The 25,053-nt window shown below is 67.7% G+C and carries 30 protein-coding genes; 15 read left to right on the forward strand and 15 right to left on the reverse strand.

All coding sequences use genetic code 11. The features are described 5' to 3' along the window. Nucleotides 1-93 precede the first annotated feature (93 nt). The 3 genes from FBQ73_RS10055 to FBQ73_RS10065 all read right to left on the reverse strand — a co-directional run bounded on the left by FBQ73_RS10055 (nucleotide 94) and on the right by FBQ73_RS10065 (nucleotide 2,141). Nucleotides 94-981: a S49 family peptidase gene (locus tag FBQ73_RS10055; protein ID WP_138399344.1), complete on the reverse strand. Its 888-nt coding sequence runs from the start codon at nucleotides 979-981 to the stop codon at nucleotides 94-96. A gap of 172 nt (nucleotides 982-1,153) precedes the next feature. Next, nucleotides 1,154-1,924: a tRNA1(Val) (adenine(37)-N6)-methyltransferase gene (locus FBQ73_RS10060; protein ID WP_138399345.1), complete on the reverse strand. Its 771-nt coding sequence runs from the start codon at nucleotides 1,922-1,924 to the stop codon at nucleotides 1,154-1,156. Beyond that, on the reverse strand, nucleotides 1,914-2,141 hold the full coding sequence (locus FBQ73_RS10065; RefSeq protein WP_138399346.1) for a putative signal transducing protein: 228 nt from the start codon (nucleotides 2,139-2,141) through the stop codon (nucleotides 1,914-1,916). Before FBQ73_RS10065 ends, FBQ73_RS10060 begins: the two co-directional genes overlap by 11 nt. 126 nt (nucleotides 2,142-2,267) lie before the next feature. Here FBQ73_RS10065 and FBQ73_RS10070 point away from each other — a divergent pair, with 126 nt between their 5' ends. Further along, the gene (locus tag FBQ73_RS10070) at nucleotides 2,268-3,275 is read left to right on the forward strand and encodes a polyprenyl synthetase family protein (RefSeq protein ID WP_138399347.1); all 1,008 of its coding nucleotides are present in this window, start codon (nucleotides 2,268-2,270) and stop codon (nucleotides 3,273-3,275) included. A 167-nt stretch (nucleotides 3,276-3,442) separates the two neighbouring features. Here FBQ73_RS10070 and FBQ73_RS10075 read toward each other — a convergent pair whose 3' ends face one another. After that, nucleotides 3,443-3,871, reverse strand: coding sequence for a DoxX family protein (locus FBQ73_RS10075; protein WP_138399348.1), 429 nt, complete (start codon nucleotides 3,869-3,871; stop codon nucleotides 3,443-3,445). 136 nt (nucleotides 3,872-4,007) lie between these two features. Here FBQ73_RS10075 and FBQ73_RS10080 point away from each other — a divergent pair, with 136 nt between their 5' ends. Beyond that, a complete protein-coding gene (locus FBQ73_RS10080) occupies nucleotides 4,008-4,949 on the forward strand; it encodes a LysR family transcriptional regulator (protein WP_138399349.1) in 942 nt (313 codons plus the stop codon). A gap of 270 nt (nucleotides 4,950-5,219) precedes the next feature. Here FBQ73_RS10080 and FBQ73_RS10085 read toward each other — a convergent pair whose 3' ends face one another. Together FBQ73_RS10085 and FBQ73_RS10090 are read right to left on the reverse strand one after the other, a co-directional pair. After that, nucleotides 5,220-5,693, reverse strand: coding sequence for a hypothetical protein (locus FBQ73_RS10085; RefSeq protein ID WP_138399350.1), 474 nt, complete (start codon nucleotides 5,691-5,693; stop codon nucleotides 5,220-5,222). 271 nt (nucleotides 5,694-5,964) lie between these two features. Next, nucleotides 5,965-7,218: an MFS transporter gene (locus FBQ73_RS10090; protein ID WP_138399351.1), complete on the reverse strand. Its 1,254-nt coding sequence runs from the start codon at nucleotides 7,216-7,218 to the stop codon at nucleotides 5,965-5,967. Here FBQ73_RS10090 and FBQ73_RS22745 point away from each other — a divergent pair. Beyond that, nucleotides 7,217-7,723 (forward strand): hypothetical protein, encoded by a 507-nt coding sequence (locus FBQ73_RS22745; protein ID WP_170218831.1) that lies wholly within the window; start codon nucleotides 7,217-7,219, stop codon nucleotides 7,721-7,723. The genes FBQ73_RS10090 and FBQ73_RS22745 overlap by 2 nt on opposite strands. On the opposite strand, the gene FBQ73_RS10100 is transcribed toward FBQ73_RS22745, so the two are convergent. Then, nucleotides 7,678-8,187, reverse strand: a complete 510-nt coding sequence (locus FBQ73_RS10100) for a Spy/CpxP family protein refolding chaperone (RefSeq protein WP_170218832.1) — start codon at nucleotides 8,185-8,187, stop codon at nucleotides 7,678-7,680. The two genes, FBQ73_RS22745 and FBQ73_RS10100, sit on opposite strands and share 46 nt — an antisense overlap. Nucleotides 8,188-8,343: 156 nt before the next feature. Then, a complete protein-coding gene (locus tag FBQ73_RS10105) occupies nucleotides 8,344-9,264 on the reverse strand; it encodes a metallophosphoesterase family protein (protein ID WP_138399354.1) in 921 nt (306 codons plus the stop codon). A gap of 194 nt (nucleotides 9,265-9,458) precedes the next feature. On the opposite strand from FBQ73_RS10105, the gene FBQ73_RS10110 reads away from it, so the two are divergent. Both FBQ73_RS10110 and fae read left to right on the forward strand, forming a co-directional pair. Beyond that, a complete protein-coding gene (locus FBQ73_RS10110; protein ID WP_138399355.1) occupies nucleotides 9,459-10,694 on the forward strand; it encodes a glycoside hydrolase 5 family protein in 1,236 nt (411 codons plus the stop codon). A 123-nt stretch (nucleotides 10,695-10,817) separates the two neighbouring features. Continuing rightward, nucleotides 10,818-11,327 (forward strand): formaldehyde-activating enzyme, encoded by a 510-nt coding sequence (fae, locus tag FBQ73_RS10115; protein ID WP_138399356.1) that lies wholly within the window; start codon nucleotides 10,818-10,820, stop codon nucleotides 11,325-11,327. An 80-nt stretch (nucleotides 11,328-11,407) separates the two neighbouring features. Here fae and FBQ73_RS22750 read toward each other — a convergent pair whose 3' ends face one another. Both FBQ73_RS22750 and FBQ73_RS10120 read right to left on the reverse strand, forming a co-directional pair. Then, nucleotides 11,408-11,560, reverse strand: a complete 153-nt coding sequence (locus FBQ73_RS22750; protein WP_170218833.1) for a hypothetical protein — start codon at nucleotides 11,558-11,560, stop codon at nucleotides 11,408-11,410. Between the two features lie 589 nt (nucleotides 11,561-12,149). Continuing rightward, the gene (locus FBQ73_RS10120; RefSeq protein ID WP_138399357.1) at nucleotides 12,150-12,473 is read right to left on the reverse strand and encodes a DUF3618 domain-containing protein; all 324 of its coding nucleotides are present in this window, start codon (nucleotides 12,471-12,473) and stop codon (nucleotides 12,150-12,152) included. A gap of 375 nt (nucleotides 12,474-12,848) precedes the next feature. Between FBQ73_RS10120 and FBQ73_RS10125 the strand changes: the two genes are divergently transcribed. Continuing rightward, nucleotides 12,849-13,853, forward strand: a complete 1,005-nt coding sequence (locus tag FBQ73_RS10125; RefSeq protein ID WP_138399358.1) for an ABC transporter substrate-binding protein — start codon at nucleotides 12,849-12,851, stop codon at nucleotides 13,851-13,853. A gap of 61 nt (nucleotides 13,854-13,914) precedes the next feature. Here the strand turns inward: FBQ73_RS10125 and FBQ73_RS10130 are convergent, their stop codons facing one another. Beyond that, nucleotides 13,915-14,763: an IclR family transcriptional regulator gene (locus FBQ73_RS10130; RefSeq protein WP_246089645.1), complete on the reverse strand. Its 849-nt coding sequence runs from the start codon at nucleotides 14,761-14,763 to the stop codon at nucleotides 13,915-13,917. A gap of 170 nt (nucleotides 14,764-14,933) precedes the next feature. Here FBQ73_RS10130 and FBQ73_RS10135 point away from each other — a divergent pair, with 170 nt between their 5' ends. The 9 genes from FBQ73_RS10135 (at nucleotide 14,934) to FBQ73_RS23155 (ending at nucleotide 22,621) form a co-directional block, all read left to right on the forward strand. Next, the gene (locus FBQ73_RS10135) at nucleotides 14,934-16,076 is read left to right on the forward strand and encodes an acyl-CoA dehydrogenase family protein (protein ID WP_246089646.1); all 1,143 of its coding nucleotides are present in this window, start codon (nucleotides 14,934-14,936) and stop codon (nucleotides 16,074-16,076) included. An 11-nt stretch (nucleotides 16,077-16,087) separates the two neighbouring features. Then, a complete protein-coding gene (locus FBQ73_RS10140) occupies nucleotides 16,088-17,221 on the forward strand; it encodes an acyl-CoA dehydrogenase (RefSeq protein WP_138399360.1) in 1,134 nt (377 codons plus the stop codon). After that, nucleotides 17,218-18,444: a CaiB/BaiF CoA transferase family protein gene (locus FBQ73_RS10145; protein ID WP_170218817.1), complete on the forward strand. Its 1,227-nt coding sequence runs from the start codon at nucleotides 17,218-17,220 to the stop codon at nucleotides 18,442-18,444. The genes FBQ73_RS10140 and FBQ73_RS10145 overlap by 4 nt, the downstream gene beginning before the upstream one ends. After that, nucleotides 18,441-19,217, forward strand: coding sequence for an enoyl-CoA hydratase/isomerase family protein (locus tag FBQ73_RS10150; RefSeq protein ID WP_138399362.1), 777 nt, complete (start codon nucleotides 18,441-18,443; stop codon nucleotides 19,215-19,217). The genes FBQ73_RS10145 and FBQ73_RS10150 overlap by 4 nt, the downstream gene beginning before the upstream one ends. A gap of 55 nt (nucleotides 19,218-19,272) precedes the next feature. After that, the gene (locus FBQ73_RS10155) at nucleotides 19,273-20,079 is read left to right on the forward strand and encodes an ABC transporter ATP-binding protein (protein ID WP_138399363.1); all 807 of its coding nucleotides are present in this window, start codon (nucleotides 19,273-19,275) and stop codon (nucleotides 20,077-20,079) included. Nucleotides 20,080-20,109: 30 nt separating this feature from the next. After that, nucleotides 20,110-21,024: an ABC transporter permease gene (locus FBQ73_RS10160; protein WP_138399364.1), complete on the forward strand. Its 915-nt coding sequence runs from the start codon at nucleotides 20,110-20,112 to the stop codon at nucleotides 21,022-21,024. 46 nt (nucleotides 21,025-21,070) lie between these two features. Next, nucleotides 21,071-21,196 carry a hypothetical protein gene (locus FBQ73_RS23390; RefSeq protein WP_281278802.1) on the forward strand — a complete coding sequence of 42 codons (126 nt, stop codon included), beginning with the start codon at nucleotides 21,071-21,073 and terminating at the stop codon, nucleotides 21,194-21,196. A gap of 240 nt (nucleotides 21,197-21,436) precedes the next feature. Beyond that, nucleotides 21,437-22,168 (forward strand): FadR/GntR family transcriptional regulator, encoded by a 732-nt coding sequence (locus FBQ73_RS10165; RefSeq protein ID WP_138399365.1) that lies wholly within the window; start codon nucleotides 21,437-21,439, stop codon nucleotides 22,166-22,168. Between the two features lie 183 nt (nucleotides 22,169-22,351). Next, nucleotides 22,352-22,621, forward strand: a complete 270-nt coding sequence (locus FBQ73_RS23155) for a hypothetical protein (protein ID WP_210236756.1) — start codon at nucleotides 22,352-22,354, stop codon at nucleotides 22,619-22,621. A 98-nt stretch (nucleotides 22,622-22,719) separates the two neighbouring features. On the opposite strand, the gene FBQ73_RS10175 is transcribed toward FBQ73_RS23155, so the two are convergent. From FBQ73_RS10175 to FBQ73_RS10190, 4 genes are all read right to left on the reverse strand, one after another. After that, nucleotides 22,720-23,298 (reverse strand): amino acid synthesis family protein, encoded by a 579-nt coding sequence (locus FBQ73_RS10175; RefSeq protein ID WP_138399366.1) that lies wholly within the window; start codon nucleotides 23,296-23,298, stop codon nucleotides 22,720-22,722. Between the two features lie 65 nt (nucleotides 23,299-23,363). Continuing rightward, nucleotides 23,364-23,675 (reverse strand): NAD-binding protein, encoded by a 312-nt coding sequence (locus tag FBQ73_RS10180; protein WP_138399367.1) that lies wholly within the window; start codon nucleotides 23,673-23,675, stop codon nucleotides 23,364-23,366. A 104-nt stretch (nucleotides 23,676-23,779) separates the two neighbouring features. Then, a complete protein-coding gene (locus tag FBQ73_RS10185) occupies nucleotides 23,780-24,040 on the reverse strand; it encodes a hypothetical protein (protein ID WP_138399368.1) in 261 nt (86 codons plus the stop codon). A 397-nt stretch (nucleotides 24,041-24,437) separates the two neighbouring features. Further along, nucleotides 24,438-24,962: a carboxymuconolactone decarboxylase family protein gene (locus tag FBQ73_RS10190; protein WP_138399369.1), complete on the reverse strand. Its 525-nt coding sequence runs from the start codon at nucleotides 24,960-24,962 to the stop codon at nucleotides 24,438-24,440. Nucleotides 24,963-25,053: the final 91 nt, after the last annotated feature.

A 25,053-nucleotide genomic window follows, 5' to 3' on the forward strand; every position in this document is an offset into this window, starting at 1 on the left:
GGGAAAGGGCAAGAAAAGGGCAGGTGCGAAATCTGCCTCATCCGGCGCCATCGCGGCATCCCCGAAGGGCTGCCGCAGGGCGTTTTTCGTCGATCACAGGCCGAGCCGCGACCACAAGGCGCGCTCCTCCACCGCCGCCATGGCACCATCCGCCGCCTGCGCGGCGAGGGTGCCGGCCAGCGCGGCGCCAAAGCCGCCCGGCCGGCGCAGCAGGAAGCTGGAGGCGCCCTGCACCAGCGGCATGCGCACATCCTCGCCATAGCGCGCCTTCAGGATGGAGCGCACGTCGCCCAGCCCGTCGACGAGGCCAAGGCCCGCCGCCTGGGTGCCGAGCCAGAACTCGCCGGAGAACAAGGTCTCGTCGTCGGCCGGCAGGGCGTCGCCGCGCCGCGACCGCACGAGGTCCACGAACACGGTGTGGAGTTCCTTCAGGAGCACGTCGAGCCGCTCCACGTCCTCGGGTCGCGTGGGGCGGAAGGGGTCGAGGGTCACCTTGCGCTCGCCGGCGGTGAAGACGCGCCGCTCGACCCCCAGCTTCTCGATGGCCTTGTCGAAGCCGAAGCCCGCCGTCACCACCCCGATGGAGCCGACGATGGAGCAGGGATCGGCGAAGATCTCGTCCGCCGCACAGGCGATCATGTAGCCGCCGGAGGCCGCCGCATCCTCCACGAAAGCGAAGACGTGCTTCTCCTTCTCCTCCGCCAGCGCGCGGATGCGCCGGAAGATCAGGTGCGACTGCACCGGCGAGCCGCCCGGCGAATTGATGAGCAGCGCCACCGCCGGCGCCGATTTGATGGCGAAGGCCTTGTCCAGCGCCTGCGCCGTGCCGGCCAGCGACAGGGAGCGCGCGAACGGCGTCGTCTGCATGCCGATGGCGCCGGAGAGCCGCACCACCGGCACCACCGGCAGGTCACGGCGCCACGTCTTGGGGAGGATGCCGCTGACGCGGCGCGAAAGGGAGGAAAGGAAGCTGTCGGCCATGGTCCAGATGTAGGGCGCGCAGGTGACGCACTCAAGGCAGGGATGCGTGCGAGGCGGAGCCGCCGGTGAACCCTGCCCTCTCCCCCGCGCCGGCCAACTCCCTCTCTGCGGCAGAGGGTTCAGAGCGCGCCCGGTCGCAGAGCAGATTTTCAAACTACGACAACGCGCACCTTCAGGGCTGCGCGAGGCCTTCCCCCTGTCGCAGCACCGCGTCGGCGGCGGCGGTGGGATTGCCGTCCGCGCCAGTGAGGACGAGGCCCGGCAGCAGCGCCGGCGGGGTCCGGCGGCCCTTCACCGCGCGCACCAGAAGGCGAACCGCCGGCCGGTCGTCACGCGGATACACCGGCAAAATCTCCACCGCGCCGAAGCGGCCGTCCAGCGCCGCAAGAATCGCCGCCAGCGCCTGCGGCCGGTGGATGAGGCAGAGCATGCCCCGCGCCGCGAGGCAGCGGTCGGCGGCGCGCACCCACTCGTCCAGCAGCGCGCCGTCGGCCATGTGGGCGCGGGCTCGGGCCTCGTCGGGGGAGATGCGATGCTGCGCCATGTCGTTGAAGGGCGGATTGGTGAGAACGAGGTCCGCCGCCCCCGCCTGCGGCCGTTCAGGTCCGGACGGGCGGCCGAGGCGGGTGACATCCCCCGTCACCACCTCGACCCGCGCGGACAGGCCGTTCAGCGCCGCATTGTCCCGCGCCAGATCCGCCAGCTCCGGCGCGATCTCCACCAGCACCCCTTTTGCCTCGGGAACGCGGGTGAGGAAGGCGAGGCCGCAACTGCCCACCCCGGCGCCGAGATCCACCATGCGGCGGCGATCGGCCGGCGCGAAGGCGGCGAGCAGAAGCGCGTCGTGTCCCACGCGGTGGCCCGCCCTCTGCTGACGTAACGTCAGACTACCGCCGAGAACGCTGTCGGTGGTGGTGGAAGATGCCGGATCGTCAGCCGTCATCGCGGAGCGCCGCGCCGAAGCCCGCCTCCTTCAGCAGGCGCCGGGCGCGGTCCACATCCTCGTCCACCACCAGCAGACGGCGGGGCAGGATGCCGATGGTGCCCTCCATGACGCTCATATACTGGTCCGCGACCATGTGCCCGATCTGGGCCGACTCAAAAAGCGCCTCAATGGCGCCGATGAGCACCAGATCGTTGGTCCGCACCAGCTCCTGCATCGTATCCCACCCGACCTAGCGGCAATGTGCGCACCTGCGCGGCATCAAGAAAGTTGCCCGGCGCTTGCACGGAGCCCGTCAGCATCCCTATGGTGCGCCCCAAAGAATGACAAGCGGGAGCGTTTCTTGGCCCTCGTCCTACCGTTCGAGCCCAACGAGCCGTCCATCGAGGCCCTGGTCGCCCTGGTGAAGGCGGACATGGAACGCGTGAACGCCACCATCCTGGCGCGCACCGGCTCCGACGTGGCGATGATTCCCGAGGTGGCCAACCACCTCATCTCTTCCGGCGGCAAGCGCTTGCGGCCGATGCTGACGCTCGCCTGCGCGTCGCTCTCCGGCTATCGGGGCGACGGCCATGTGAAGCTCGCGGCGTCCGTGGAGTTCATGCACACCGCCACCCTCCTGCACGACGACGTGGTGGACGAGAGCGACATGCGCCGGGGCAAGCTCGCCGCCCGCAAGCTGTGGGGCAACGAGGCCAGCGTGCTGGTGGGCGACTTCCTGCTGGGACAGGCGTTCAAGATGATGGTGGAGGTGGGTTCCATGACCTGCCTCGACATCCTCGCCACCGCCGCCTGCGTCATCGCCGAGGGCGAGGTGATGCAGCTCGCCGCCGCCAAGAACACCGCCACCTCGGAAGACGATTATCTCGCCGTCATCCGCGGCAAGACCGCCGAGCTGTTCGCCGCCGCCTGCGAGGTGGGCGCGGTGCTGGGCCAGCGGCCGAAGGCCGAGCAGGCCGCCTGCCGCTCCTATGGCATGAATCTCGGCATCGCCTTCCAGCTGGTGGACGACGCTCTCGACTACGGCGGCAGCCAGGCCAAGCTCGGCAAGAATGTGGGCGACGATTTCCGCGAGGGGAAGATCACCCTGCCGGTGCTGCTCGCCTTCCGCCGCGGCGACGCCACCGAACGCGCCTTCTGGCAACGCTGCCTGGAAAAGGGCGAGGGCAACGACGCCGACCTTGATCAGGCCATCGGCCTCATGACCCGTCACCGCGCCATCGCGGACACGGTGGAGCGGGCGCGCCACTACGGCGCCATCGCCAAGGATGCGCTGGCTCTGTTCCCCAACGGTCCCGCCAAGGACGCGCTGATGGAAGCCGTGGATTTCTGCCTGTCCCGCGCTCACTGATACCATTGGCCTTGGTCGTTGACCGAGGCCGAATAGGCACTATCGAGGTGGGCACGCTCAAACGCCGCGCGGGCTTGGCTAACAGCCAATGGGGCGCGGCGCCATCCGGGACAGCAAAAGGCCGGCCCCTCGCGGAGCCGGCCTTTTTCGTGTGTCGCGGAAGAGGATCAGGCCAGGGCGCGGCGGCTGCCGGGGATGAGGGCGGCGGGCTTCACCGCGTAGGCGCCTTCGCCGGCAAGGGCCACCACCAGGGACGCCACCACGAGGAAGGCGGGATATTCCCAGCCGCCGCCGGCCGCGGAGAACACCCAGCCATTGGGCAGGTGGAAGTTGAGCGCGCCGAGCATCAGGGGGATGAGCAGGATGGCCACTTGGCGGGCATAGACGCCGCCGATGAGCAGCAGGCCGCCGATGACTTCCGCTGCGATGAAGGGAATGGCGAGGAAGCCAGGCAGGCCGATCTTGTTGGCAAGGAAACCGGCGAAGCCGGGAACGGTGAAGATGAAGATCTTCATCAGGCCGTGCGAAAGCCACATGAGGCCCAGCGCGACGCGCAGGAGGAAGAGGCCGTAGGGAGCGGTGCGTGTGTCAACCATGGGAGTGATCTCCGGTTTGATGTGGCACCACCTCTAGCTTTCGCACTCCCGCAACGCCATACTCAAGAAATCAAGCTTGAGTTTGCATTCGCGCAAATCACACCATCGCGCGGACGACGGACGGGTGGGGTTCGGAATGATCGCCTGGGATGATTTCCGCCTGGTTCAGGCCATTGCACAGAGCAGCTCGCTGGCCGGGGCGGCCGAGCAGCTGGGGGTGAACCATTCCACCGTGTTCCGCCGGCTCGGCGCGCTGGAGGAGCAGCTCGGCGCACGGCTGTTCGAGCGTGCGCGCTCCGGCTACGTGCCCACCGCCACCGGCGAGGAGATGGTACGCCTCGCCGAGCGCATGGCCGACGAGGTGCTGTCCGTGGAGCGGCGAATCACCGGCCAGGACCTGCGGCCCTCCGGCGAATTGCGCGTGACCACCAATGACACCCTCCTGGTGCACATGCTCACGCCCGTGTTCGCCTCATTCCTCAAGGCCTACCCCGAGATCCGGCTGGACGTGGTCATCTCCAACCAGTCCCTCAGCCTGTCGAAGCGCGACGCGGATATCGCCATCCGCGCCAGCGACCGGCCGGGGGATACGCTGGTGGGCCGGCGCATGGCCTCCATCGCCTGGGCCGTCTATGCCCGCGCGGACCGGGCGCCCGCGACCCCACTCGGCACCGGCGATTTCAGGCGCCACGACTGGATCGGATTTTCCGACAATCTCGGCGGCATCAAGCCGGCCAAATGGCTGCGCGAGCGGGTGGACGAGGAGCGCATCATCTATCGCGTCAACACCGTTCTGGGGCTGGCGGAGGCGGCGGCCGAAGGCATCGGCCTCGCCATGCTGCCCTGCTTCATCGCGGCGGTGACGCCGGGCCTCGTTCAGGTCATGGCGCCACAGGCGGATGTGGAATCGGGCCTGTGGCTCTTGACCCATCCGGATATCAAGGCCACGGCGCGGGTGCGCACCTTCATGGAGCATGCCGGCCGCGAGATCGGCAAGCTGCGCGGGCGCATCGAAGGGCAGGAAACGCGAGTGGAGGCGGCACGGGTCTCCACTGAAGACCTGACAGTCGAGGGCTGAAACGACATCGCGCAGATCAAGCCAGCATCAAACAGGCCGTCTAAGAACGTGCTTGAAAACTCAGCGCAGGCCCTGCCGCAATCACCTCTGTCATGCCCGGCCTTGTGCCGGTATCCACGCCGAGCCGCTTGAGACAGCGTGCGCAAGCTCTTCCCGGCCGCTCCGCGTGGATGGCCGGGATAGGCCCGGCCATGACGGCGCGAAAACACCTAAGTGGTCGGCGCACGCTCAACGGTTCGAGTTTTCAAACTCGCGATAAGCGGCCGGGGATTACTCTGCCGAGGCTTCGGCGGTGTTGCTGCGCGGCTTGGACTTGGCGCGGCGGGAGGCCACCTGGGACTTGTCCCCGCCGGCGCTCACGAACTCGCACCACATGGTCTGCACGCCGGCGAGCGAGCCGCGGAACGAGCCGGGGCCGGTCTTCACCAGGTCGAAGCAGGGCTCGAAGGTCATGCCCTTGACGAAACCGCACACATTATCCCCGCGCACACGCAACGTGTTGGCGGGCAGGCGGACAAAGCGCGGTTCCTTGTCGGGCATGGTGATCATGCCGGCGACCGAGCCGTCGGGATAGATGCGGCCGGCGCCCTTCGATCCCTCGAAGCAGCTGAAGGAGAACATCTTGCCCACCGCGAAATCCCGCGCCTGCTGGGCGGAGAGCTGCTGGCCGGAATTCTGCTGGGCCAAGGCCGGGCCACTGGCGAATGCGGCAAAGCCCAAGGCCGCGAAAAGGATGCTGCGCATGGCTCGTTCGCGAATACCTGTTTGATCCCCGTCACGTTGCGCAGAGACCACGGGTTGTTGTCAAGAGTCCGGAACAGCAGGAGAACACCCAAGCCGCCCGCCGTGTCGGATTTTGCCGGCACCGTGCCTTCCATGTCGCGGAAAGGTGGCGGTCCCGGCCACGCGGTGGGGCTTAGGCCACCAGCGTGCCCGAACTGTGGCGGCGGGTCAGGCCAGCCAGCATTCGCGAATTGTGACGGCTACGCCGCCCAGCATTCGCAAATTGTGGCGGCTAAGCCGCGACAGGCACCCGCACCACGGGGCGCTCCTTGATGGGCAGGTTGATGGCGGCGGAGGCGAACGACAGCGCCACCGAGAGCCACCACACCCAGGTATAGGAGCCCGTCGCCACATAGAGCGTGCCGCCCAGCCACACGCCGAGGAAGCCGCCCACCTGATGGGAGAAGAAGGCGAAGCCATACAGCATCGCCATGTAGCGGGTGCCGAACATGAGCATCACCAGCCCTGAGGTGGGCGGCACCGTGGAGAGCCACAGGAAGCCCATGGCCGCCCCGAACACGTAGCAGCTGAGCGGCGTGATGGGCATGAGCACGAACACCGCGATGGCCACGCCCCGCCCGGCGTAGATCCACGCCAGCAGCCACTTGCGCGACACCCGGCTGGACAGATAGCCCGCCGTGAGCGAGCCGAGGATGTTGAACAGGCCGATCAGCGCCAGCGTGTAGGCGCCCACCGACAGGCTCATGCCATTGTCCACCAGGAAGGCCGGCATGTGCACCGTGACGAAGGCGAGCTGGAAGCCACAGGTGAAGAAGCCCAGCACCAGCATCACATAGCTTGGGTGGCGCAGCGCCTCGCCGATGGCGGCGCCGATGCCCTGCTGTGGCGCCGCGGCCACGGCGCCCGGCTTTGCCGCGGCAACCCCACGGGTTGCCAGCGCCAGCGAGAACGGCATGACGATAAGCAACGCGGCGCCGAACACGATCAGCGTCTCGTGCCAGCCGATGGTGTCCATCAACGCGCGGCTGAGGGGCGGGAACAGGAACTGGCCGAACGAGCCCGCCGCCGTCGCCGCGCCGAAGCCGATGGACTTCCATTCATCCGGCAGCAGCTTGCCGAAGGCGGCCAGCACCAGGTTGAACGAGGCGGCGGACAGGCCGAAGCCCACCATCACGCCGGCGGTGAGATGCAGCATGCCGGGGGTGTCGGCATAGGCCATCAGCACGAGGCCGGCGGCATAGAGCAGTGCGCCGCAGCACAGCACCCGCACCGTGCCGAAGCGGTCGGCGATGGCGCCCGCGAACGGCGAGCCGACGCCCCAGAGCAGGTTCTGCAGCGCCACAGCGAGGCCGAACACGTCGCGCCCCCAGCCGAATTCCTGCGACATGGGCAGCAGGAACAGGCCGAACACCGAGCGCGGGCCGAAGGTGACAAGGGCGATGACGCAGCCGGCGACCAGAATGAGCATGGCCGGAAGCGCGCGCCGCGTGCCGGAGGGCACCGGCACCGAGGACGTGGCAGACATGGAAAAGACTCGCTGTGCGACGCCAGGGGGCGCCTTTCACAGCCAGTCTACGGATTTGCCGGCCCTATTGAAAATCAATATTGATCAAGCGATCCATGAAGGATCCTCATGGAAGGCGCCGATGGCGTTGGCCGATGAGGGATCACCGGCCAACGCCCGGAGTCGGTTTTACAATTCGATCATCCGAAGCACGTGCAACCATCAACAGCGCTTTTCCACCGTCATGGCCGGGCTTGACCCGGCCATCCACGCGGGCAGGCTGGGGCTGATCTTCGCATGCTGTCCCGAGCGGCACGGCGTGGATACCCGGGACAAGACCGGGCATGACGGCGGTGATTGCGATGGCGCCCTTCTGAACGTCCAAACCAAGCGCGAGCCTCAGGACATGCTTGGTCAGCCCGATCGGCATCGATCACAGACCGATGCCGATGGTCTCAGCGACCCGCAAGGCACCGGGGATCAGCCGCGGCGCGGGCCGTCGCCGTGCGGGCCGTGGCCGCCGTGACCGCCGCCATGGAACTGCTGGCGCAGCATCAGGTTGAGGCGCTGCTTCTGGCCGTCGTCCAGGGTCTTGTAGAGCGGGTCGGCGGCGTCGGCGATCTTGCGCAGGTCGGTGGCGCCGGCGTCCATGCGGGTGGCCATGGCGCGCATGCGGGCGATGGGATCGGGCGCGGCATTGGACTCGCGAGCGGCCTGACGGGCGGCGCGGGCTTCGTCGCGTCGGGCCATACGGTCCTTCGAAACCTGCTTCAGCGTGGCCTCGACGCCGGGCCAGAGCTTCTCCTGGTCGGGGGTCAGCTTGAGCGCGGTCTTGAGCGCGACGATGCGCGCATCGGTGAGGATGGCGCGATCCTCGGCGCTGGGGCGCCAGCGCCCGGTGTCCGGGCCAGCGTTGGAATTGGCGGCAAAGCTCACCGCCGAGCCGGCGATAAGTGCAGCGGCAGTGGCGGCAATGACGGCTCGTTTCATGTGCAATCCTCCTTCAAGGGGCGAAGGAAGCATCGGGCAGCACCCCCCTGCGAGCAACTTAAAGTTCTGTAATTTATCCTTCTGTTACAAGTCGTTACACCTTGCGATACATGGCCACATCCAGGCCGTTTCTCCAGCATGATTTCGCCACGTCTGTCAGGAGGAATACCCTTCCCCGACAAGCACCTGACGCGTCAGCGACTGGACGCTCTGAATGTCCTTGGCATAGCCGCGCCGCTCCATGTCGCAGCGCCACGCGCCGGGCGCGCCGGAGATGCGGTACAGGCAATAACCGCCGGGTCCGCGTTCGGACCCCGGCCCCGCCGAGGCAGAGGGCACGCCCACCACCGGGATCGGCCCCGCACCGGTCGGGATCTGGCCGAGGGAGGCGCGATGGTCGTGGCCGTGCAGCACCAGCTCGGCCCCCGCCTCCGCCAGCACCGCGCGCACCTTGGCGGCGTCGCGCAGGTCGCGGTGGAACGGGCGCTCGCCCACCGGCGGATGGTGGATCATCACCACCCGGAACAGGCCCTCGGCCTTCAACTGCTCCAGCAGAGCCTTCAGCCGCGCCCGCTGGGCGTGGCCCATCTTGCCGCTGGCGAGGAACACGGCGGTGGGTACGGCGGTGGACACGCCCACCACCGCCACCGGCCCGCGCCGGCGCACATAGGGGAACGCCTCCACGTCCACCGGCGTGTGGGGATGGGTGTCGTCCCCGGCGAGGAAGGGGGCCCAGTGCTCCAGATGGTAGTGCATGGCCGAGCGCACATAGGCGTCGTGGTTGCCGGGCACCACGCTCACCTTGTCCGGGGCGCCGAGGGAGGCGAGGAAGGTGGCGCCGGTATCGAATTCCGCCGGCAGGCTCACATTCACCAGGTCGCCAGTGACGCAGATATGGTCCGGCGCATGGGCCAGCAGGTCGGTGAGGAGCGGCGCCAGGGTGGCGGCGCCGAAATTGCGCCGACGCGCGCCGATCCAGTTCATCATACCGAAGAAGCGCTTGCCCAGAAGCTCGGAGATCCGCGCCTCGGGAATGGGGCCGAGATGGGGATCGGAGAGATGGGCCAGCACGTACATGCGGAAAACCTCAGCTTCTGCCGCGAACGCCGGCCTTATAGCAGATCGCCCGTCCCGTTCACCCGCCCGCCGCCGCGGCGCTGCGCTTCGGGGACAATGTGGCGCGCACGCAATAAGTTGATGTTGCCGTCACGGTCCTGCACCCTTCATGGTGCAGTGCAGTTGCCAAGGTTTTCAATGCGAGTCCGGTTCCCGTGCGTCGTGCCCTCCTCATCGCGCTCAGCGCGTTCCTGATGCCGCCCTCCCTCCATGCCGCGCAGGTGAGCGTGCGCGGCGCCGAGATCGTCGTGGACGGCAAGCCCTTCATTCCCAACGGCGCCAGCGGCGAAGCCCGCTTTACCGATCTGAAGGCCCTCGGCGCCACCGTGGTGCGCACCTATGGGCAGGAGCCGGGGGAAATCCTCGACGCCGCCCAGCGGGCCGGGCTGAAGGTCATCGTCGGCTTCTGGCTCGGCCATCCGCGCCTCGGCTTCGATTACGCCAACCGCATCGCCGTGGCCCAGCAGCTGGAAGCCCTGCGCCACATGGTGGAGCGCTATCGCACCCACCCGGCGCTGCTCATGTGGGGCATCGGCAACGAAGTGGAGGTGGATCTCTCCCCCGAGGAGGCGCTGGCCGTGTGGCCGGCCATCGAGGAGGCGGCGAAGCTCGCCAAGACGCTGGACGGCCAGCACCCCACCATGGCGGCCGTCGCCGAGGTGGGCACCGACAAGGCCGCGCTGATCAAGCGCCTGGCGCCGAGCATCGACGTCATCGGCATCAACGGGTATAGCGACGGCCTGCTCACCTCGGCCAAGCGCGCGCGGGCCCAGGGCTGGACCGGCCCCATCATGCTCACCGAGATGGGCGCGCAGGGCCATTGGGACGCCCCCACCGCACCGTGGGGGGCGCCCCTGGAGCCCACCTCATCGCAGAAGGCCGATCGCGTGCGGCGCTACCTGCTGGCGGCCAGGCAGGCGGGCGTGGGCGCCATGCCCTTCCTGTGGGGCCACAAGCAGGAGGTGACGCCCACCTGGTATTCCCTGCTGCTGCCCACCGGCGAATGGACCGAGACGGTGGAAGCCATGGCCGATATCTGGGGCGGCACCCCGCCGGGCGGGGCCAACCATGCCCCGCGCATCCTCACCCTCGCCTTCGCCGGGCCGTCGCGCCTCCCCGCCGGGAACGAAACCCATATCCGCCTCACCGCCACCGATCCCGATGGCGATTCGCTGAAGGTGGAATGGCAGGTCATGGCCGAGACCACCGTGCGCAGCGTCGGCGGCGATCCCGAGCCGGTGCCGCCGAGCTTTCCCGAGGGCATTCATGATCCCCATCCGGCCGGGGTCCGCATCGCCGGCCTGCCGCCGGGCCGCTACCGTGTGTTCGTGACGGTGCGCGACGGCCGGGGCGCCGCCGCCACCGGCAACCTGCCGTTCGAGATCCAGTAGGCAGCCGCTGACGTAGGAGCCAGGAAGCCGGCAGACCCGGGCGCGGTCAGGTTATTGCATGAAAGGCCTTGCCCCGGCGACGCCGGGCCGCTTTTCAGAACGCCGCGTATTTTTGGAGGTTTCATGCCGAAGATCGATCGCCTGATGGTGGGCGAGGCCCTGGTGGGCGAGGGCAACGAGGTGGCGCATATCGACCTCATCATGGGTCCGCGCGGCTCCTCCGCCGAGACGGCTTTCGTGAATGCCCTGACCAACAACAAGGACGGCTTCACCACCCTGCTCGCCGTGGTGGAACCCAACCTTCTGGCCAAGCCCGCCACCGTGCTGTTCAACAAGGTGACCATCAAGGACGCCCGCCAGGCGGTGCAGATGTTCGGCCCGGCGCAATATGCGGTGGCCAAGGCGGTCACCGACTGCGTGGCCGAGGGCATCATTCCGGTGGAGGAGGCCGACGATGTCTTCATCTGCGTCGGCGTCTTCATCCACTGGGATGCGAGCGACAACGCGAAGATCCAGGCGTTCAACCATGAGGCCACCCGCCTTGCCATCGAGCGGGCCGTGAGCGGCACCCCCCGGCCGGCGGACGTGCTGGCGCAGAGCGCGAGCGCGCGCCACCCCTTCGCCGCCGGCTGACGGGCACGCAGCCGACCGACCGCCCAAACGAAAGATGGCGCCCGGCCCACCGGCCAGGCGCCATCCCGTAACACGCATCGTCAGCCCTTGATCTGGGCGACGAGATCCTTGGCGAACCAAGCGCCGGTGCCCGCCAGCACGGCCCCGAATACGAACGCCAGCGCTGGCCAGTGTGCCGCAGCAAGGCAAAGGCCCATCAGAAGGCCGGAGGCCGCGCACGAAAAGGCAACCACAAGAACCGCAGCGCTCTGACGCGCCGTATCATCACCTGCGGCGATGCTCCTCGCCGCGACACGTCCAATGGGCCGGCGTGGACGACCGTTCGTCTCGAATGTCACAATATCCCTCCCGCGCCCCGTCGTTGCGGGACCATTTTGTTGGAAGAAGAGTAAAGCAGAAATCCCGCCTGACTTCACCCAGTTCCTTGGTCGGGGGGTAATATATTCTTCCCGCACTGCGGTAGCGGGAGGCATTTCGCCTGCTGCACCGCACTACCGGCCAGCGATTTCGAGCTTTCGGCAAGGGGCTCCGCCCCACCTGTCGGCCGCGCCGGACGCCCAGACCGCGCCGCGTCGCCGGAGGGCGCCGCAGCACCGGATCTCTCCCGGACCACCCCCGCGCAAAGCACGGGGCTTTGTATTCCCGGCCCGGCATTGATGGCAAAGACAGTATTCCGGCCGTCCCGGCCTGATCGGCGACCAGACCAAGCGCGATGCTCCGCACTCCAGCCCCGGCATGCGGGAGCCCCTGCCCTTGCGGTGCGTGAACGGAAAAAGGCCCCGCGCGTGGCGGGGCCTCGGTCAGATCCGGTCGGTGGGGCGCTCAGCGCCGCGAGCCGCTGGCCAGAATGTAGCCGGCGGCAAAGCCCACCAGAAGCCCCATGACTCCCGCGGACGAAAGCACCGCCGCCGCCGTGCCGGGATTCTCCCCGATGGCCTCAGAAACCGCGTGCGCCTGGCGACGGACCGTCTTGGCCGCGCCATTGGCGCGCGCCTTCACCGTTTCAAAGGCATCCTCGGCCTCTTCCGCTGCATCGGATGCGCGCGCCTGGAGGGATTTGCTGAGACGACCCATCTCATTCCTCAGCTCGATGATCTGCGCCTCGATCGTCGCGCGGGTGTCCTGGGCGAGATTTGCGTCGGCCATGATTCTCTATCCTCGATCGTTCGTGCTGCCACGGCGAAAGCCTAACCACAGCTGCGAGGAAAAACGTTGAGCTACACCAATCGTTCCATCTGATCGTTCCGTGCGATCTTTTTCATGTGCGCGTTCGAAGAGCCGCAGCGCCAGTCCACCCATGGGTAGGCCCTGCGTGCGCCCCATCGCCCGATTGTGCGATGCACCGCTTCAGCATGCTTGTGATATTGGCGCCCCGCCCGCCGCTTCCCATTGCAGTCGGGTCCGGTGGAGTTATTGGATGTTCCGCACATGACGGAATGATCTGCGTTGCTTTTGATAACGCGCTCCGAGAAGCGGGCCACGCCCGAAAAATGCAACGGGGCCGTACCGGGAGAAACATCCATGTTTAATGTTCGGGCATGGGGCTCCGCAGCCCTTGCAGCAGCGTTTTTATTTGCCTCTCCGGCGGGCGGACGGGCCGAAACCGGCGCGGTGAAGATCGGCCTTCAATATGGCCTCGTCTACCTGCCCATCGTCGTCGCGGCCGAGGAGAAGCTTTTCGAAAAGAACGCCAAGGCCCTCGGCCTGCCGGGACTGGACGTGGCGCTCAGCCGCATCTCGGGGTCCACGGGCATGAACGATGCCCTCCTGTCGGGCAGCATCGAGGCCGGCGCGCTCGGCTCGGCGGGCGCTCTCATCGCCTGGGACAAGACCCGCGGCAAGCAGCAGATCAAGAGTATCGCCGGGCTCTCGGTGGTCACCTACACGCTCTTCACCAACCGGCAGAATGTCAGCGCGCTGAAGGACTTCACCCCGAACGACAAGATCGCGGTGCCGGCCTTCAACTCGCCGCAGGCGATCTTGCTGCGCGTCGCCGCCGAGCGCGACCTGGGCGGCCAGGACAAGGCCAACGCGCTGATGACCGCCCTGCCCCACCCGGACGCCACCGCCGCCCTTCTGGCGGGCGAGGCCATCGGCGGCTATTTCGCCACGCCGCCGTTCTCCCAGATCATCGAACGCGATCCCCGGATGCGGAAGGTCCTGGTCTCGGGCAGCCTGTTCGGCGGCCAGGAGGCCACCGCCGCCACCCTCGCCGCGACCCAGCAGTTCGTGGATGCCAACCCCAAGGTGGCCGAGGCTTTGCTGCGCGGCCTCGCCGATGCCTGCGCGCTGATCCGCGCCGATCCGAAGAAGGCGGCCGAGATCTATCTCAAGTCGGAGGCGGTTCAGCTGTCGGCGGCCGACGTGGAGAAGATCACCACCGATGGCTCCATCGTCTACCAGATCGAGCCGCAGGGCATGATGACCTATACCAAATACATGTATCAGCAGGGCCTTTTGAAGAAGGAACCGCAGAAGTGGCAGGACCTCTTCTTCCCGATGATCGGTGACCGCAGCGGCAGCTGATGCCTCAAGGTACGGAGACTGCCATGCGCCATGGCGGCCTCCGCGCCCGCGAACCTGTCGGTCACCCGCAGTCGGTCACCAGATAGCGATCGACGGCGTCCTGCATCAGGCTCACCAGTTGGTCTTCGCGCCGTTCCAGATCCTCCAGCACGCCGGAGACAACGATGGCCATGGGCCGGTTGCGCCGCTCGAGACCCGGCGGCAGCGAGACCGCAATGGCCCCCGCGCCCGGCGTCACCAGGGCACGCGAAAAGAAATAGCCGTCGCGCTGCGCCTGATGCACATGCTCCAGCGTCGCGCGCAGGTCGATGGGCGTGCGCCCTTCCGGCGCTTCCGCATTCGTGCGTGCCACCACCGCCCGGATCTCCTTGTCCGCCGACTGGGTCAGGAGCGCAAAGCCGCTGCCCGACCAGGCGAGCAGCCGGCGCGAGCCCTGCGGCACGTGATATCGGATCGGCGTCAGCGCCTGGATCACATGGATGTATTGTGAGTAGATGCCGTTCCTCACCGCGAGGATGATGGTATCGTGGGTCTTTTCCGAAAGATCTTCCATCAGGCGCAGCAGTCGCCCGTCCTGAACCGGCCCTTCCTTGAGCCATGTCCCGAGCAGCGCCACCCGCGCCGTGGGCAGGAAGGTGCGCCGCACCCGGTCATAATCGAGATAGCCAAGCTGGGCGAGGCTCTTGAGCAACGCCGAGGTGGAGGATTGCGGAAACTTGAGATGCGCCGCGATTTCCGTCACCCGCGCGTCCCGCTGCACCTCGTCGAAGAACTCCAGAATGCGCAGGACCCGGGCGGCGGACTTCACCACCGCGCCCTCTTCCATGTCCTCCACCGGCGGAACGACCCGCACGGCGCCTTCCTCCGAGGGCGGCCGGGCAGCCGCCTTGGCCTCGCGGGCATTCATCATCAAGGTCCTTAAGGGTTTCAGCATCACATATATGATCTTTTCGCTACATATGTGCAATCCTCTTGCCCCACGCGGCGTCGGTGATGTCTTTTGCAAGCAGCAAAGCACCGGATCCGAGGTGACAGACCTCGGCAAAAATTGGTGCGGCAGGGAACGCCAGAATGCCAGATATGCGCTTCGCAACCGTTGCATTTCCCAAGGATGCCGAAGACCTGCGGCTACAGGTGCGGCGCTTTCTTGAAGCTGAGAAGGCGGACGGCCGCTTCGTTCCGCACCGTTCGTCATGGAACACCTTCGATCCCGACTTCAGCCGACGCGCCGCCAAGGCCGGCTATGTGGGATTGACCTTGCCCGAGGCCTATGGCGGCCACGCCCGTTCAAGCCTTGCCCGCTTCGTGGCGACGGAGGAAATGCTGGCCGCCGGAGCGCCGTGCGGCGCGCACTGGATCGCCGACCGCCAGTCGGCGCCGCAGATCCTGCGCCATGGCACCCAGGTGGCGAGGGACCACATCATCCCCCGCATCTGCGCCGGCGAATGCTATTTCGGCATCGGCATGAGCGAGCCGGATTCCGGCTCCGACCTCGCCGCCGTGCGATCGAAGGCAGTGCGCGGGGCGGGCGGCTGGGTCCTCAACGGCCAGAAGATCTGGACCACCAACGCCCACCGCGTCCACTACCTGCTGGCCCTCGTGCGCACCGGAGATGCCGGCGCGGACCGCCATGGCGGCCTCACCCAGTTCATCATCGACATGGCGGCGCCGGGCATCAGCGTGCGACCCATCCATGATCTGTCGGGCAACCACGAATTCAACGAAGTCTTCTTCACCGACCATTTCGTCGCCGACGATTTCGTGGTGGGCGAAGTGGGCGACGGCTGGTCCATGGTGACTCAGGAACTCGCCTTCGAGCGCTCCGGGCCGGATCGCTTCATGTCCGACTATCGCCTGCTCACCGAGCTGGTGGACCGCATCGGCCCGGCGCCCGACGCCCGGCAGGCGGTGGAGACGGGGCGGCTCGTCGCCCATATGGGCGCCCTCATGGCCATGTCCGGATCGGTGGCGGCCCTGCTCGACCGGGACATCGTCCCCAACGTGGAAGCAGCGCTGGTGAAGGACGTGGGAACCGCGTTCGAGCGCGACATTCCCGAGGTCGCCCGCCGCCTGGTGGCGGTGGAGGCCAGCCTCGACGCGCAAGACGACCGCTTCGCCGAAGCGCTGGCCGACGTCGCCCTGCGCGCGCCCTCCTTCACCCTGCGCGGTGGCACCCGGGAAATCCTGCGCGGCGTCATCGCCCGCGGCCTTGGCCTGCGCTGAGGATCCCCCCAATGCTTCATGCTCCTGCGTCCCCCCAAGCCGACCTCCAGTCCGAGCCGAACGATTTCTCCGCCATCCTCGCCGAGCAGACCGACCGTCTGCTCGCCCAGCACGTCACGCCGGCCTGCCTCAAGGCGGCAGATGGCGGCGTCTTTCCCGCCGCAGCCTGGGAGGCCGTCAGCGACGCCTGGCTTCCGCTTGCCCTGGTGCCGGAGGCTGCCGGCGGGGTGGGGCTCGACGCCCCGGCGGCCGCGCAAATCCTGCGACGGTCGGGCTATCACGCGCTGCCCGCCCCGCTCGCCGAGACCATGCTGGGGCTTGCCCTGTGGTCGGCGGCGGGGGGCGCGGCCGTGGAGGGGCCCGTGAGCCTCGCGACCGGCCTGCTCCGCCTCGCCTCCGGCACCATCCTGGCCGAAGGCACCATGGCGCATGTGCCCTGGGCGGGCGCGGCCGGCCACGTGCTGGCCATCGCCGAGGCGCCGGACGGGGCGCGCCACCTCGCGCTCCTGCCCCGCGCGGCCTACACCATCGTGCCGCGCCGCAATCTTGCCAACGAGCCGCGCGAGACCCTCCACATCGGCACGGCTCCACTCGGCCCGGATGCCCTTCTGCCCCTGCCCGCTCCCCTTGCCGGGCCGGATGGGCTGATGCTGTTCGGCGCTTTCGCGCGGGCCCAGCAGATGGCGGGGGCAATGGAGCGCTGCCTCGACCTCGCCGTCGCCTATGCCAACGAGCGCAAGCAGTTCGGCAAGCCCATCGGGCGCTTCCAGGCGGTGCAGCAGATGCTGGCGGTGGCCGCCGGGGAGAGCGCGGCCGCCGGCGCGGCCGCCCAGGTCGCCGCCGCCGCGTGGAACACGGACCAGTTCCCCCTCGCCGTCGCCATCGCCAAGGCCCGCTGCGGGGAAGCCGCCGGCAAGGTCGCGGAGATCTGCCACCAGGTGCATGGCGCCATGGGGTTCACGCAAGAGCACGTGCTGCATTTCATCACCCGCCGCCTGTGGGCCTGGCGCGACGAATGCGGCAACGACGCCCACTGGCAGGAGCGGATCGGCCGGATGGTGTGCGCGCAGGGAGGCGCGGCGCTCTGGCCGCGGCTCGTGGCGCTGCGCGCCGCTGCCAACGGCGACAGGGGGACACAGCCGTGACAGGGAAGGCAAAACGCGTGGGGCCACTGGCGGGCGTGCGGGTGATCGATCTCACCAACGTCATCATGGGGCCGTTCGCGACCCACATTCTGGCCGACCTCGGGGCCGACGTGATCAAGGTGGAAGCGCCGGAGGGCGACACCTTCCGCAGCTACCGGCCGGCGCGCCACACCGCCATGGCCGGCAACTTCCTGCACCTCAACCGCAACAAGCGCTCCATCGTGCTGGACCTGAAGACGCCCGCGGCCCGCGCGGCGCTCGACCAGCTCATCGCGGGGGCGGATGTCTTCGTCCACGCCATGCGCCCGGCAGCGGCGGAGCGCCTGGGCTATGGCCATGCGCACGTGAGCCAGTTGCGCCCCGACATCGTCTATTGCGGCGCCTACGGCTTCGGCGCCGAGGGCCGCTATGCGGAAAAGGCGGCCTACGACGACATCATCCAGGCCGGCTCCGGCCTCTCCGCCCTGCAAAATGCCATGCACGGCGCGCCCGGCTACCTGCCCACGGTGCTGTGCGACAAGATCGCGGGCCAGGCCATCGCCTATTCCATCATCGCCGCCCTGTTCCAGCGGGCCTCCGGCGGCGGCGGCCAGGCCATCGAGGTGCCCATGTTCGAGACCATGGTGGAGTTCAACCTGATCGAGCACATGATGGGCTCGGCCTTCGAGCCCCCGCTCGGCCCGCCCGGCTTCAACCGCGTCATCTCCCATCACCGCAAGCCCTATGCGACGCGGGACGGCTATGCCTGCATCCTGCCCTATTCGGACCGCAACTGGCAGGACTTCTTCGACTTCACCCGCCGCGCCGAGTTCAAGGGCGACCCCCGCTTCGCCAACCTGGGCGAGCGGGTGCAGAACATCGACGTGCTCTATGCGGTGGTGGAGGAAGAGGCGGCCCGGCGCACCACCGCCGAGTGGATCGCCTTCTGCGATCGCGTCTCCATCCCCTGCATGCCGGTGAACGACCTCGTCGACCTGTTCGAAGATTTACACCTTCGGGATGTCGGCTTCTTCTCGGTCGCCGAGCATCCCAGCGAGGGCGCCTACCGCGTGATGCGCCGGCCGGTCTCGTTCAGCTCCGCGCCGTTCGAGATCCGCCATCACGCCCCCGGCCTCGGCGCGCAGACCCGGGAAATTCTCGAGGAGGCCGGCTTGCCCGAAGAGACCATCCGGGCTTTGACCGGCCAGCCGAGTTGCGACACACCCATGGAGCAGATTTCGTGAGCGAACACCTGAAGTTCAGCGTCGAGGACGACATCGCCACCATCCTGCTCGACCGTCCCGAGCGCATGAACGCCTTCACCTTCGAGATGATCGCCGCCTGGACCGAGGCGCTCCAGCAGTGCCGCACCGATCCCGCCGTGAAAGTGGTGGTGGTGACCGGCGCCGGCAGCGCCTTCTGCAGCGGCGGCGACATCGTCGAGATGGGCGACCGACTGGCCCAGCAGCCGGCCCAGCGCAAAGCGGAATTGTTCGAGAAGGTCCAACGCATTCCGCTCACCCTCGAGGACCTCGACAAGCCGGTGATCGCCGCCCTGAACGGCGTCGCGACCGGTGCCGGCCTCGACCTCGCGCTCATGTGCGACATGCGCTATGCCGCCAGAAGCGCCCGCTTCGCCGAGACCTACATGAAGGTCGGGCTGGTGCCGGGCGCGGGCGGAGCCCACTTCCTGCCCCGCCTCGTCGGCACCGCCAAGGCGCTGGAAATGTTCTTCACCGGCGATTTCGTGGATGCCGAGGAAGCCCTGCGCATCGGCATGGTCAACAAGGTCTTCGACGACGACCGGCTGATGGAAGACGTCATGGGGATCGCCCGCAGGATCGCCCGCGCGCCGGAACTGCCCATCCGCTTCATCAAGCGCGCCATCTACCAGGGCATGCGCAACGACCTGCGGACCAATCTTGACCTGATCTCGTCGCACTACGCGGTGGTCACATCCACCGACGAGCACAAGGCGGCGGTCCATCGCTTCATCACCGCTCGCGACAAGACCTGACACATGCCTGCTCGAACCCGCCCGCCAGAGGCGAACGAGCCGAAAGGGGAGGATCATGAAGCATATGCCAGCACCTTCGCGCACCGCTGCCGCGCTCACGCCCCTGCTTCAGGCAGACAGCGTGACGTTGCAGTATAAAACCCGCGATCATCTCGTCACGGCCACGTCCGACGTGAGCTTCGACATCTATCCCGCCGACCGCTTTGTGCTGCTCGGGCCGTCCGGCTGCGGGAAGTCGACCCTGCTGAAAGCCATCGCCGGCTTCATCCGGCCGGTACGCGGGACCATACGGCTCAAGGGCCAACAGATCACCCGGCCGGGTCCCGACCGGATGATGGTGTTCCAGGAATTCGACCAGCTCATGCCGTGGAAGACGGTGCGCCAGAACGTGGCCTTCCCGTTGCGCTGCAACGGCGTGGGCACGAGCGAAGCGGACGCGCGCGCCCTCGACGTGCTGGGAAAGGTGAACCTCGCCAAGTTTTCCGATGCCTATCCGCACATGCTGTCGGGCGGCATGAAGCAGCGGGTGGCCATCGCGCGGGCCATGGGCATGCGGCCCGACATCCTGCTCATGGACGAGCCCTATGCCGCCCTCGATGCCCTGACCCGGCGCAAGATGCAGCAGGAACTGTTGGAACTCTGGGACGACATCCGCTTCACCGTCGTCTTTGTCACCCACTCCATTGAAGAGGCGGTGCTGATCGGCAACCGCATCCTCGTGCTGTCGCCCCACCCCGGCCAGGTGAAGGCGGAACTCAACGCTCACCATTTCGACGCGTCCCACCAGGGCGGCGCCGAATTCCAGACCCTGTGCGGACGCATCCACCACATGCTGTTCGACGACGGCCAGCCGGCCCACTGAAGCGCGCCGACAAAGGGAAGTGAGATCGCCATGTCCCAAAGCGCCGTACCCCAAAGCGCCGTATCCCAAAGCGCCGTCAAGCTGCAGCCGGTGGTCCGGCCCGAATATGTCAACGCCACTCTTCCGCCCGTCGTGACCGGCCAGGTGGAGGCGCCGCTGCCGCTGGTGCAGCGGCTGTTCGCCCACACCCTCGTCCGCCGCCTTCTCATCCTCGCGGTGCTGGCCGTGGTGTGGGAGATCTATGCCCGGTGGCTGGACAATCCGCTGATGTTCCCCTCGTTCTCGGAAACGCTGGGGGCGCTCTGGGACAATACGGTCAACGGCGTCATCCCCCAGAGGCTGGGGGTGAGCCTGCGTGTCCTCGTCATGGGATATGCCATCGGTATCGGCATCGCCGCGATCTTCACCACCCTCGCGGTGTCGACGCGGTTCGGCACCGATCTGTTGTCCACCCTGACCGCCATGTTCAACCCCATGCCGGCCATCGCGCTGTTGCCGCTGGCCCTGCTCTGGTTCGGCCTCGGGGTGCCGAGCCTCGTGTTCGTGATCGTTCACTCGGTGCTGTGGGCGGTGGCGCTGAATGCCCATTCCGGCTTCCTCGCAGTCTCCGATACGCAGCGCATGGCGGGACAGACATTCGGCCTTTCGGGGCTGCGCTTCGTGGCGCTCATCCTCATTCCCGCCGCCTTCCCCGCCATCCTGTCGGGCCTCAAGATCGGCTGGGCCTTCGCCTGGCGCACGCTGATCGCCGCAGAACTCGTGTTCGGCGTCTCGGCGGGCCAGGGAGGCCTGGGCTGGTTCATCTTCGAGAACCGCAACCTGCTGGAAACCGCAGGGGTGTTCGCGGGCCTCATGACCGTGATGCTCGTGGGCCTGTTCGTGGAAGGCGTCATCTTCCAGACCATCGAACGCTACACGGTCCGGCGCTGGGGTATGCAGCGCTGAGGGCGCGGCCGCACCGGGAGAGCAAGTCAGGAACGCGGTGATCTTCGTGGGCATCGCCGCCCGGGCGCGCAATGGCAATGCCTCCGCGTCCAATGCGCAGGTGATCGGCGCGCGCTCTCCGGTATTCGCACGCCGCGCCGTTGAAATCATTGAAGGCAAAAGCCTCAGCTGATCACCGTCGGGAGGACGGAGCATGGATTTTTCCCATTCGCCCGAGGGGCAGGAGCGGCGCGCGCAGCGCCCCGCCGGACGCTATGGAAGGGCTCGGAAAGGGTTTGGACACGAGACCGGCTGGGCGCCTTCAAAAACGCGTTGCCCCATCATGCAGGCTGTCGCCTGATCCGAACTGCCGTAACATGGCGGCCGGATCCGCTGACAGTCCGACGGATCGGCGTCATGGATGGATGAGAAGATGCTGGACATCGAAAGGCTGAGGCTGCCCCCCGCCTACCAGGCCGTCTCCCTGGAGCTGCAACGGCGGATCCTGTCGGGCGCCCTCAAGCCGGGCGAAGCTTTGCCGAGCGAGACCGAGCTTGCCGAGCGCTTCGGCGTCAATCGATCGACAGTGCGGGAGGGCATCCGGCAGCTGGAGAGCGAGGGGCTGGTGCGGCGCGAGAGTCGCAAGCGGCTTCTGGTGGCCGTGCCCAGCACCACGGATCTGGCCCAGCGGCACACCCGCAACCTCGTGATGCACGAAGTCACCTTCCGCGAACTCTGGGATGTGGCCAATGTGCTGGAGCCGCTGGCGGCCGAGCTTGCCGCCGTCAACCTCAGCGAGGGCGATCTGAAGGCACTCGGCGAGAACATCAAGCAGACCGCCGCCGCGATCCAGCGCGGGGAATCCCCCGGCGAGCTCGACCTCGAGTTCCACAACATGATCAGCGCCGGCGCGGGCAACCGCGCCCTGCTGCTGGCGCGCGAGCCCATCGGGCTGCTGCTCTATCCCGCGTTCGAGCTGATCCGGCCGGACCTGCCCCAGGCTGCCGGCCGCCTGCTCGAAGCACACAAGAAGATCTATGCGGCGCTGAAGCGGCGTGATGCGGAAGGTGCCCGCACCTGGTCCGCCAAACACATCGCCGACCTGCGCCGCGGCTGGGAACTGCTGAAGCGCGACTTCGACACCAAGGTGTCGCCACCAGGCTGACTGCTCGACGGAGCGGCGAGCCTACGCCGCCCGTGTCACGGAGGAAGACGTGATCCCATTGGACTGCAACACCCCGCCCCGGGCTGCCGGGCACGGAACGGACGACTGCGACCCAATCGCCGCGCCACATGCCGGCCCCAGTGCCCAGGCCCGGCGCCGCAAGGGTGCGCTGGCAAGGGTGCGCTGGATCGCTGTCGGCATCCCTTTCCCCGACATGAGGATGAACGCCGGGACCGGTCCGGTGACGCCATCGCCGAGACGGTGACAGAGGATCCCGCCAAGGTGAACCCCAATGGCGGCGCCATCGCGCTCGGCCATCCGGTGGGCGCCACCGGTGCCATCCTCGCCATCAAGACCATCTACGAACTGCGCCGCAGCGGCGGCCGCTACGGCCTCATCACCATGTGCATCGGCGGTGGGCAGGGCATCGCCATGATCGTGGAACGCCTGTGACCACAGGGCTCCAGGCGCCGATCAGAGCGCACTGAAAAAGGAGGGGGCATCGCCGGCCGGCGATGCCCCCTCAGTCCGATGGGCGGTCTCGGGAGGGATCACCGCTGCCCGTCGTTGACGCTCACATTTTCCTTGAGCAGGCCGCCGAGGCGCGAATGCACACGCCCGCCGGTGCCCATGACCAGGGTGAAGAGGATTTCGTCCGGACGCGGCGCATCCTGGATGCCCACCTCGATGCTGTTGAAGTGGCTGCGCACATACGACGCGTGGATGTAGTGCACCGGCACCATCACCCGGTAGCCGGCGCTCGCCACCGCCTTCACCGCCGGCACCATGGCCTTGGGATTGCCGAGCACCTCGCGCATGGCCCAGCCGCCGGCCTCATGCCATACCGCGCCTTGCTCCATCTCGCCGTTGATGCCGACGATGGCGGCCTTGCTGTAGACCTCCACATTCTCCTTGCCGAGCAGGTCGGCCAGTTCCGTCGCGAGCTCATGGCCGAGCGGACGCAGCGCCGCCATGAACGGCATCAGGTCTTCTTCGTAGCGCCCGGCATAGGGGTTGCGGATCACCGCGCTCGCGGCGGCGAGCTTCAGCGGCACTTTCACCGCGGGACCACCCTCGTGCCAGGTGGTCTCCACGATGAGGCTGCGCTTGCGGATTTCAATCGACGGCATGGGCTTCCTCCCTCGGGGTTCCGGCGTCGTGCCGGGACTCCAGAAAATGGTAGATCTCGGTATTGTCAGCCTGCGGGCCGGCCGAGCACTGCCGACGCCTCTCGCCAGAGGCCGGCGCACAGGGCGACCTCAGGGGCGTCCAGCTGCGTCCCCTCCAGCATGCTCGCCACGATGCAGAGGTGCTTGGCCTGAAGCTTCAGGGCGAAACCACCGGCGAAGGTTCCCGGGATCATGAACTGGGCGAGCTTGGTTTCGCTGACCACATTGCGGCCCCTCGATGCGCGATCGAACGCCACCAGCGCGATGCCCGGCGCGCGGGCGAGGTTCTCCGCCATGGGCAGGCCCATCATTCCCAACCCTATGAAGCCGACATGCATGGACTGGAACTCCTTTTCGGCGAAACACGGGCAGCACGATGCCGCGGCGCCCGGATTGCGCGATCCCGATGACAAAAACGTTGCCCCTCCGCGGAGGGGCCGGCTCACCTCAGCCCAAGGGCTCGCGCGATGATGCCGCGCAGGATCTCCCGGGTGCCGCCGCCCAGGGAGAAGGAGGGAGCGGCGAGCCTGGTGTAGGCGAGCACGTTGAGGAAACTGCTGCCCGCCACCGAGGAGGACAGCCGGCGCAGCACGATGAGATGGGCGGCCAGTCGGCCCACCGCCTCCGCCGCCCCATCCGAAGGGGTGTTCCCCAGCACCCGCACCAGTTCCTTCACCCGCGCGATGGAGGACAGGAAGCGCATCGGCGCAGGAGACCATCCGCATCGGCGTGCTCACCGACATGTCGGGCTCGCTCTCGGACACCCGGGGCATGGGGTCCGTCGTGGGTGCAACCATGGCCGCCTGATGCGCGACGTGCGCATGGCCAAGGTGAAGTCGCCGGCCGAATCCAAGGGCCCTGGGACTATTTCACCATCGGCGAGATCATCCCTGCCGAGCAGGCTTTCCGGCCGGCGGGCCAGAGCGCCTGCCCGCTGCTCAAGAAATAAGGCGCCCCGCAATCCGGAGCGCCTCCGAGGCTACAAGAAGAACTGCCGGACGGTGCGCGGGGCGCCGACCGGCAGTTTGCTTTGACATCATAGTTCCGAAGTCCGAGGCGGCCGCAGCAGGCCCGGCGAAGCGCGTTCGGCTTGCGCGCACCTATCGCGGATCGTGCGAATGGATTTCCAGCGCCTCGAGGAAGCGCGACACCATGTTGTAGGCGCCGATGGTGGCGGTCAGCTCCACCAGCTCGCGGTCATCGCAGACATCGCGCACCGCCGCGAACACCTCCGGCGGCACCTGGATCTGGCGGGTCATGGCGTCCACATAGCCGAGCACCGCGCGCTCACGCGGCGAGAACAGCGCGCTGTCCTGCCAATCGGCCAATGCGTCCACCTGCGCTTTTGTGGCGCCTTCGCGCAGGGCGATGGGCACGTGCTGGTCCGCCTCGTAGGGCGCGTTGTTGAGCAGGGCGATGCGGATGATCACCAGCTCGCGCAGGGCGCCTGGGAGCACGCCCTTGTGCCGGATGGCGGTGAGAAAGGCGAGCCAGCCCTCCGCCACTGGCGGGCTGTGGATCAGCATCTGGTAGAGATGCAGGAGACTGCCGCGCTCGGCGACGATGCGCTCCACCAACGCACGCGCCTCTGGCGCGGCGGGATCGCCATAGGAAATACGGGCCATTCCTCGTCCTTCTCTCGTGTCGCGCCGCATGCGCGCGCAACGTTGGGGGGTGTCTTGGCCGATAGGCCGGTGCCGGGCGGGACCGGCCGGC

Source organism: Xanthobacter autotrophicus, from assembly GCF_005871085.1.
Classification (GTDB): domain Bacteria; phylum Pseudomonadota; class Alphaproteobacteria; order Rhizobiales; family Xanthobacteraceae; genus Xanthobacter; species Xanthobacter autotrophicus.

Excerpts from the sequence above, each read along its gene's own strand:
- FBQ73_RS10105 (WP_138399354.1), bottom strand. The coding sequence starts at position 9,264 with ATGTACGTGCTGGCCCATCTCTCCGATCCCCATCTCGGCCCCATTCCC.
- FBQ73_RS10120 (WP_138399357.1), bottom strand. The coding sequence starts at position 12,473 with ATGGCCGACGCAAATCTCGCCCAGGACACCCGCGCGACGATCGAGGCG.
- FBQ73_RS10185 (WP_138399368.1), bottom strand. The coding sequence starts at position 24,040 with ATGCGCTTCCTGTCCTCCATCGCGCGGGTGAAGGAACTGGTGCGGGTG.
- FBQ73_RS10165 (WP_138399365.1), top strand. The coding sequence starts at position 21,437 with ATGCTGGACATCGAAAGGCTGAGGCTGCCCCCCGCCTACCAGGCCGTC.
- FBQ73_RS10060 (WP_138399345.1), bottom strand. The coding sequence starts at position 1,924 with ATGACGGCTGACGATCCGGCATCTTCCACCACCACCGACAGCGTTCTC.
- FBQ73_RS22745 (WP_170218831.1), top strand. The coding sequence starts at position 7,217 with ATGGAAAAGACTCGCTGTGCGACGCCAGGGGGCGCCTTTCACAGCCAG.
- fae (WP_138399356.1), top strand. The coding sequence starts at position 10,818 with ATGCCGAAGATCGATCGCCTGATGGTGGGCGAGGCCCTGGTGGGCGAG.
- FBQ73_RS10090 (WP_138399351.1), bottom strand. The coding sequence starts at position 7,218 with ATGTCTGCCACGTCCTCGGTGCCGGTGCCCTCCGGCACGCGGCGCGCG.
- FBQ73_RS10065 (WP_138399346.1), bottom strand. The coding sequence starts at position 2,141 with ATGCAGGAGCTGGTGCGGACCAACGATCTGGTGCTCATCGGCGCCATT.
- FBQ73_RS10125 (WP_138399358.1), top strand. The coding sequence starts at position 12,849 with ATGTTTAATGTTCGGGCATGGGGCTCCGCAGCCCTTGCAGCAGCGTTT.
- FBQ73_RS10080 (WP_138399349.1), top strand. The coding sequence starts at position 4,008 with ATGATCGCCTGGGATGATTTCCGCCTGGTTCAGGCCATTGCACAGAGC.
- FBQ73_RS10055 (WP_138399344.1), bottom strand. The coding sequence starts at position 981 with ATGGCCGACAGCTTCCTTTCCTCCCTTTCGCGCCGCGTCAGCGGCATC.
- FBQ73_RS10190 (WP_138399369.1), bottom strand. The coding sequence starts at position 24,962 with ATGGCCCGTATTTCCTATGGCGATCCCGCCGCGCCAGAGGCGCGTGCG.
- FBQ73_RS10130 (WP_246089645.1), bottom strand. The coding sequence starts at position 14,763 with ATGATGAATGCCCGCGAGGCCAAGGCGGCTGCCCGGCCGCCCTCGGAG.
- FBQ73_RS10140 (WP_138399360.1), top strand. The coding sequence starts at position 16,088 with ATGCTTCATGCTCCTGCGTCCCCCCAAGCCGACCTCCAGTCCGAGCCG.
- FBQ73_RS10160 (WP_138399364.1), top strand. The coding sequence starts at position 20,110 with ATGTCCCAAAGCGCCGTACCCCAAAGCGCCGTATCCCAAAGCGCCGTC.
- FBQ73_RS10075 (WP_138399348.1), bottom strand. The coding sequence starts at position 3,871 with ATGGTTGACACACGCACCGCTCCCTACGGCCTCTTCCTCCTGCGCGTC.
- FBQ73_RS10155 (WP_138399363.1), top strand. The coding sequence starts at position 19,273 with ATGAAGCATATGCCAGCACCTTCGCGCACCGCTGCCGCGCTCACGCCC.
- FBQ73_RS10135 (WP_246089646.1), top strand. The coding sequence starts at position 14,934 with ATGCGCTTCGCAACCGTTGCATTTCCCAAGGATGCCGAAGACCTGCGG.
- FBQ73_RS10085 (WP_138399350.1), bottom strand. The coding sequence starts at position 5,693 with ATGCGCAGCATCCTTTTCGCGGCCTTGGGCTTTGCCGCATTCGCCAGT.
- FBQ73_RS10175 (WP_138399366.1), bottom strand. The coding sequence starts at position 23,298 with ATGCCGTCGATTGAAATCCGCAAGCGCAGCCTCATCGTGGAGACCACC.
- FBQ73_RS10180 (WP_138399367.1), bottom strand. The coding sequence starts at position 23,675 with ATGCATGTCGGCTTCATAGGGTTGGGAATGATGGGCCTGCCCATGGCG.
- FBQ73_RS10100 (WP_170218832.1), bottom strand. The coding sequence starts at position 8,187 with ATGAAACGAGCCGTCATTGCCGCCACTGCCGCTGCACTTATCGCCGGC.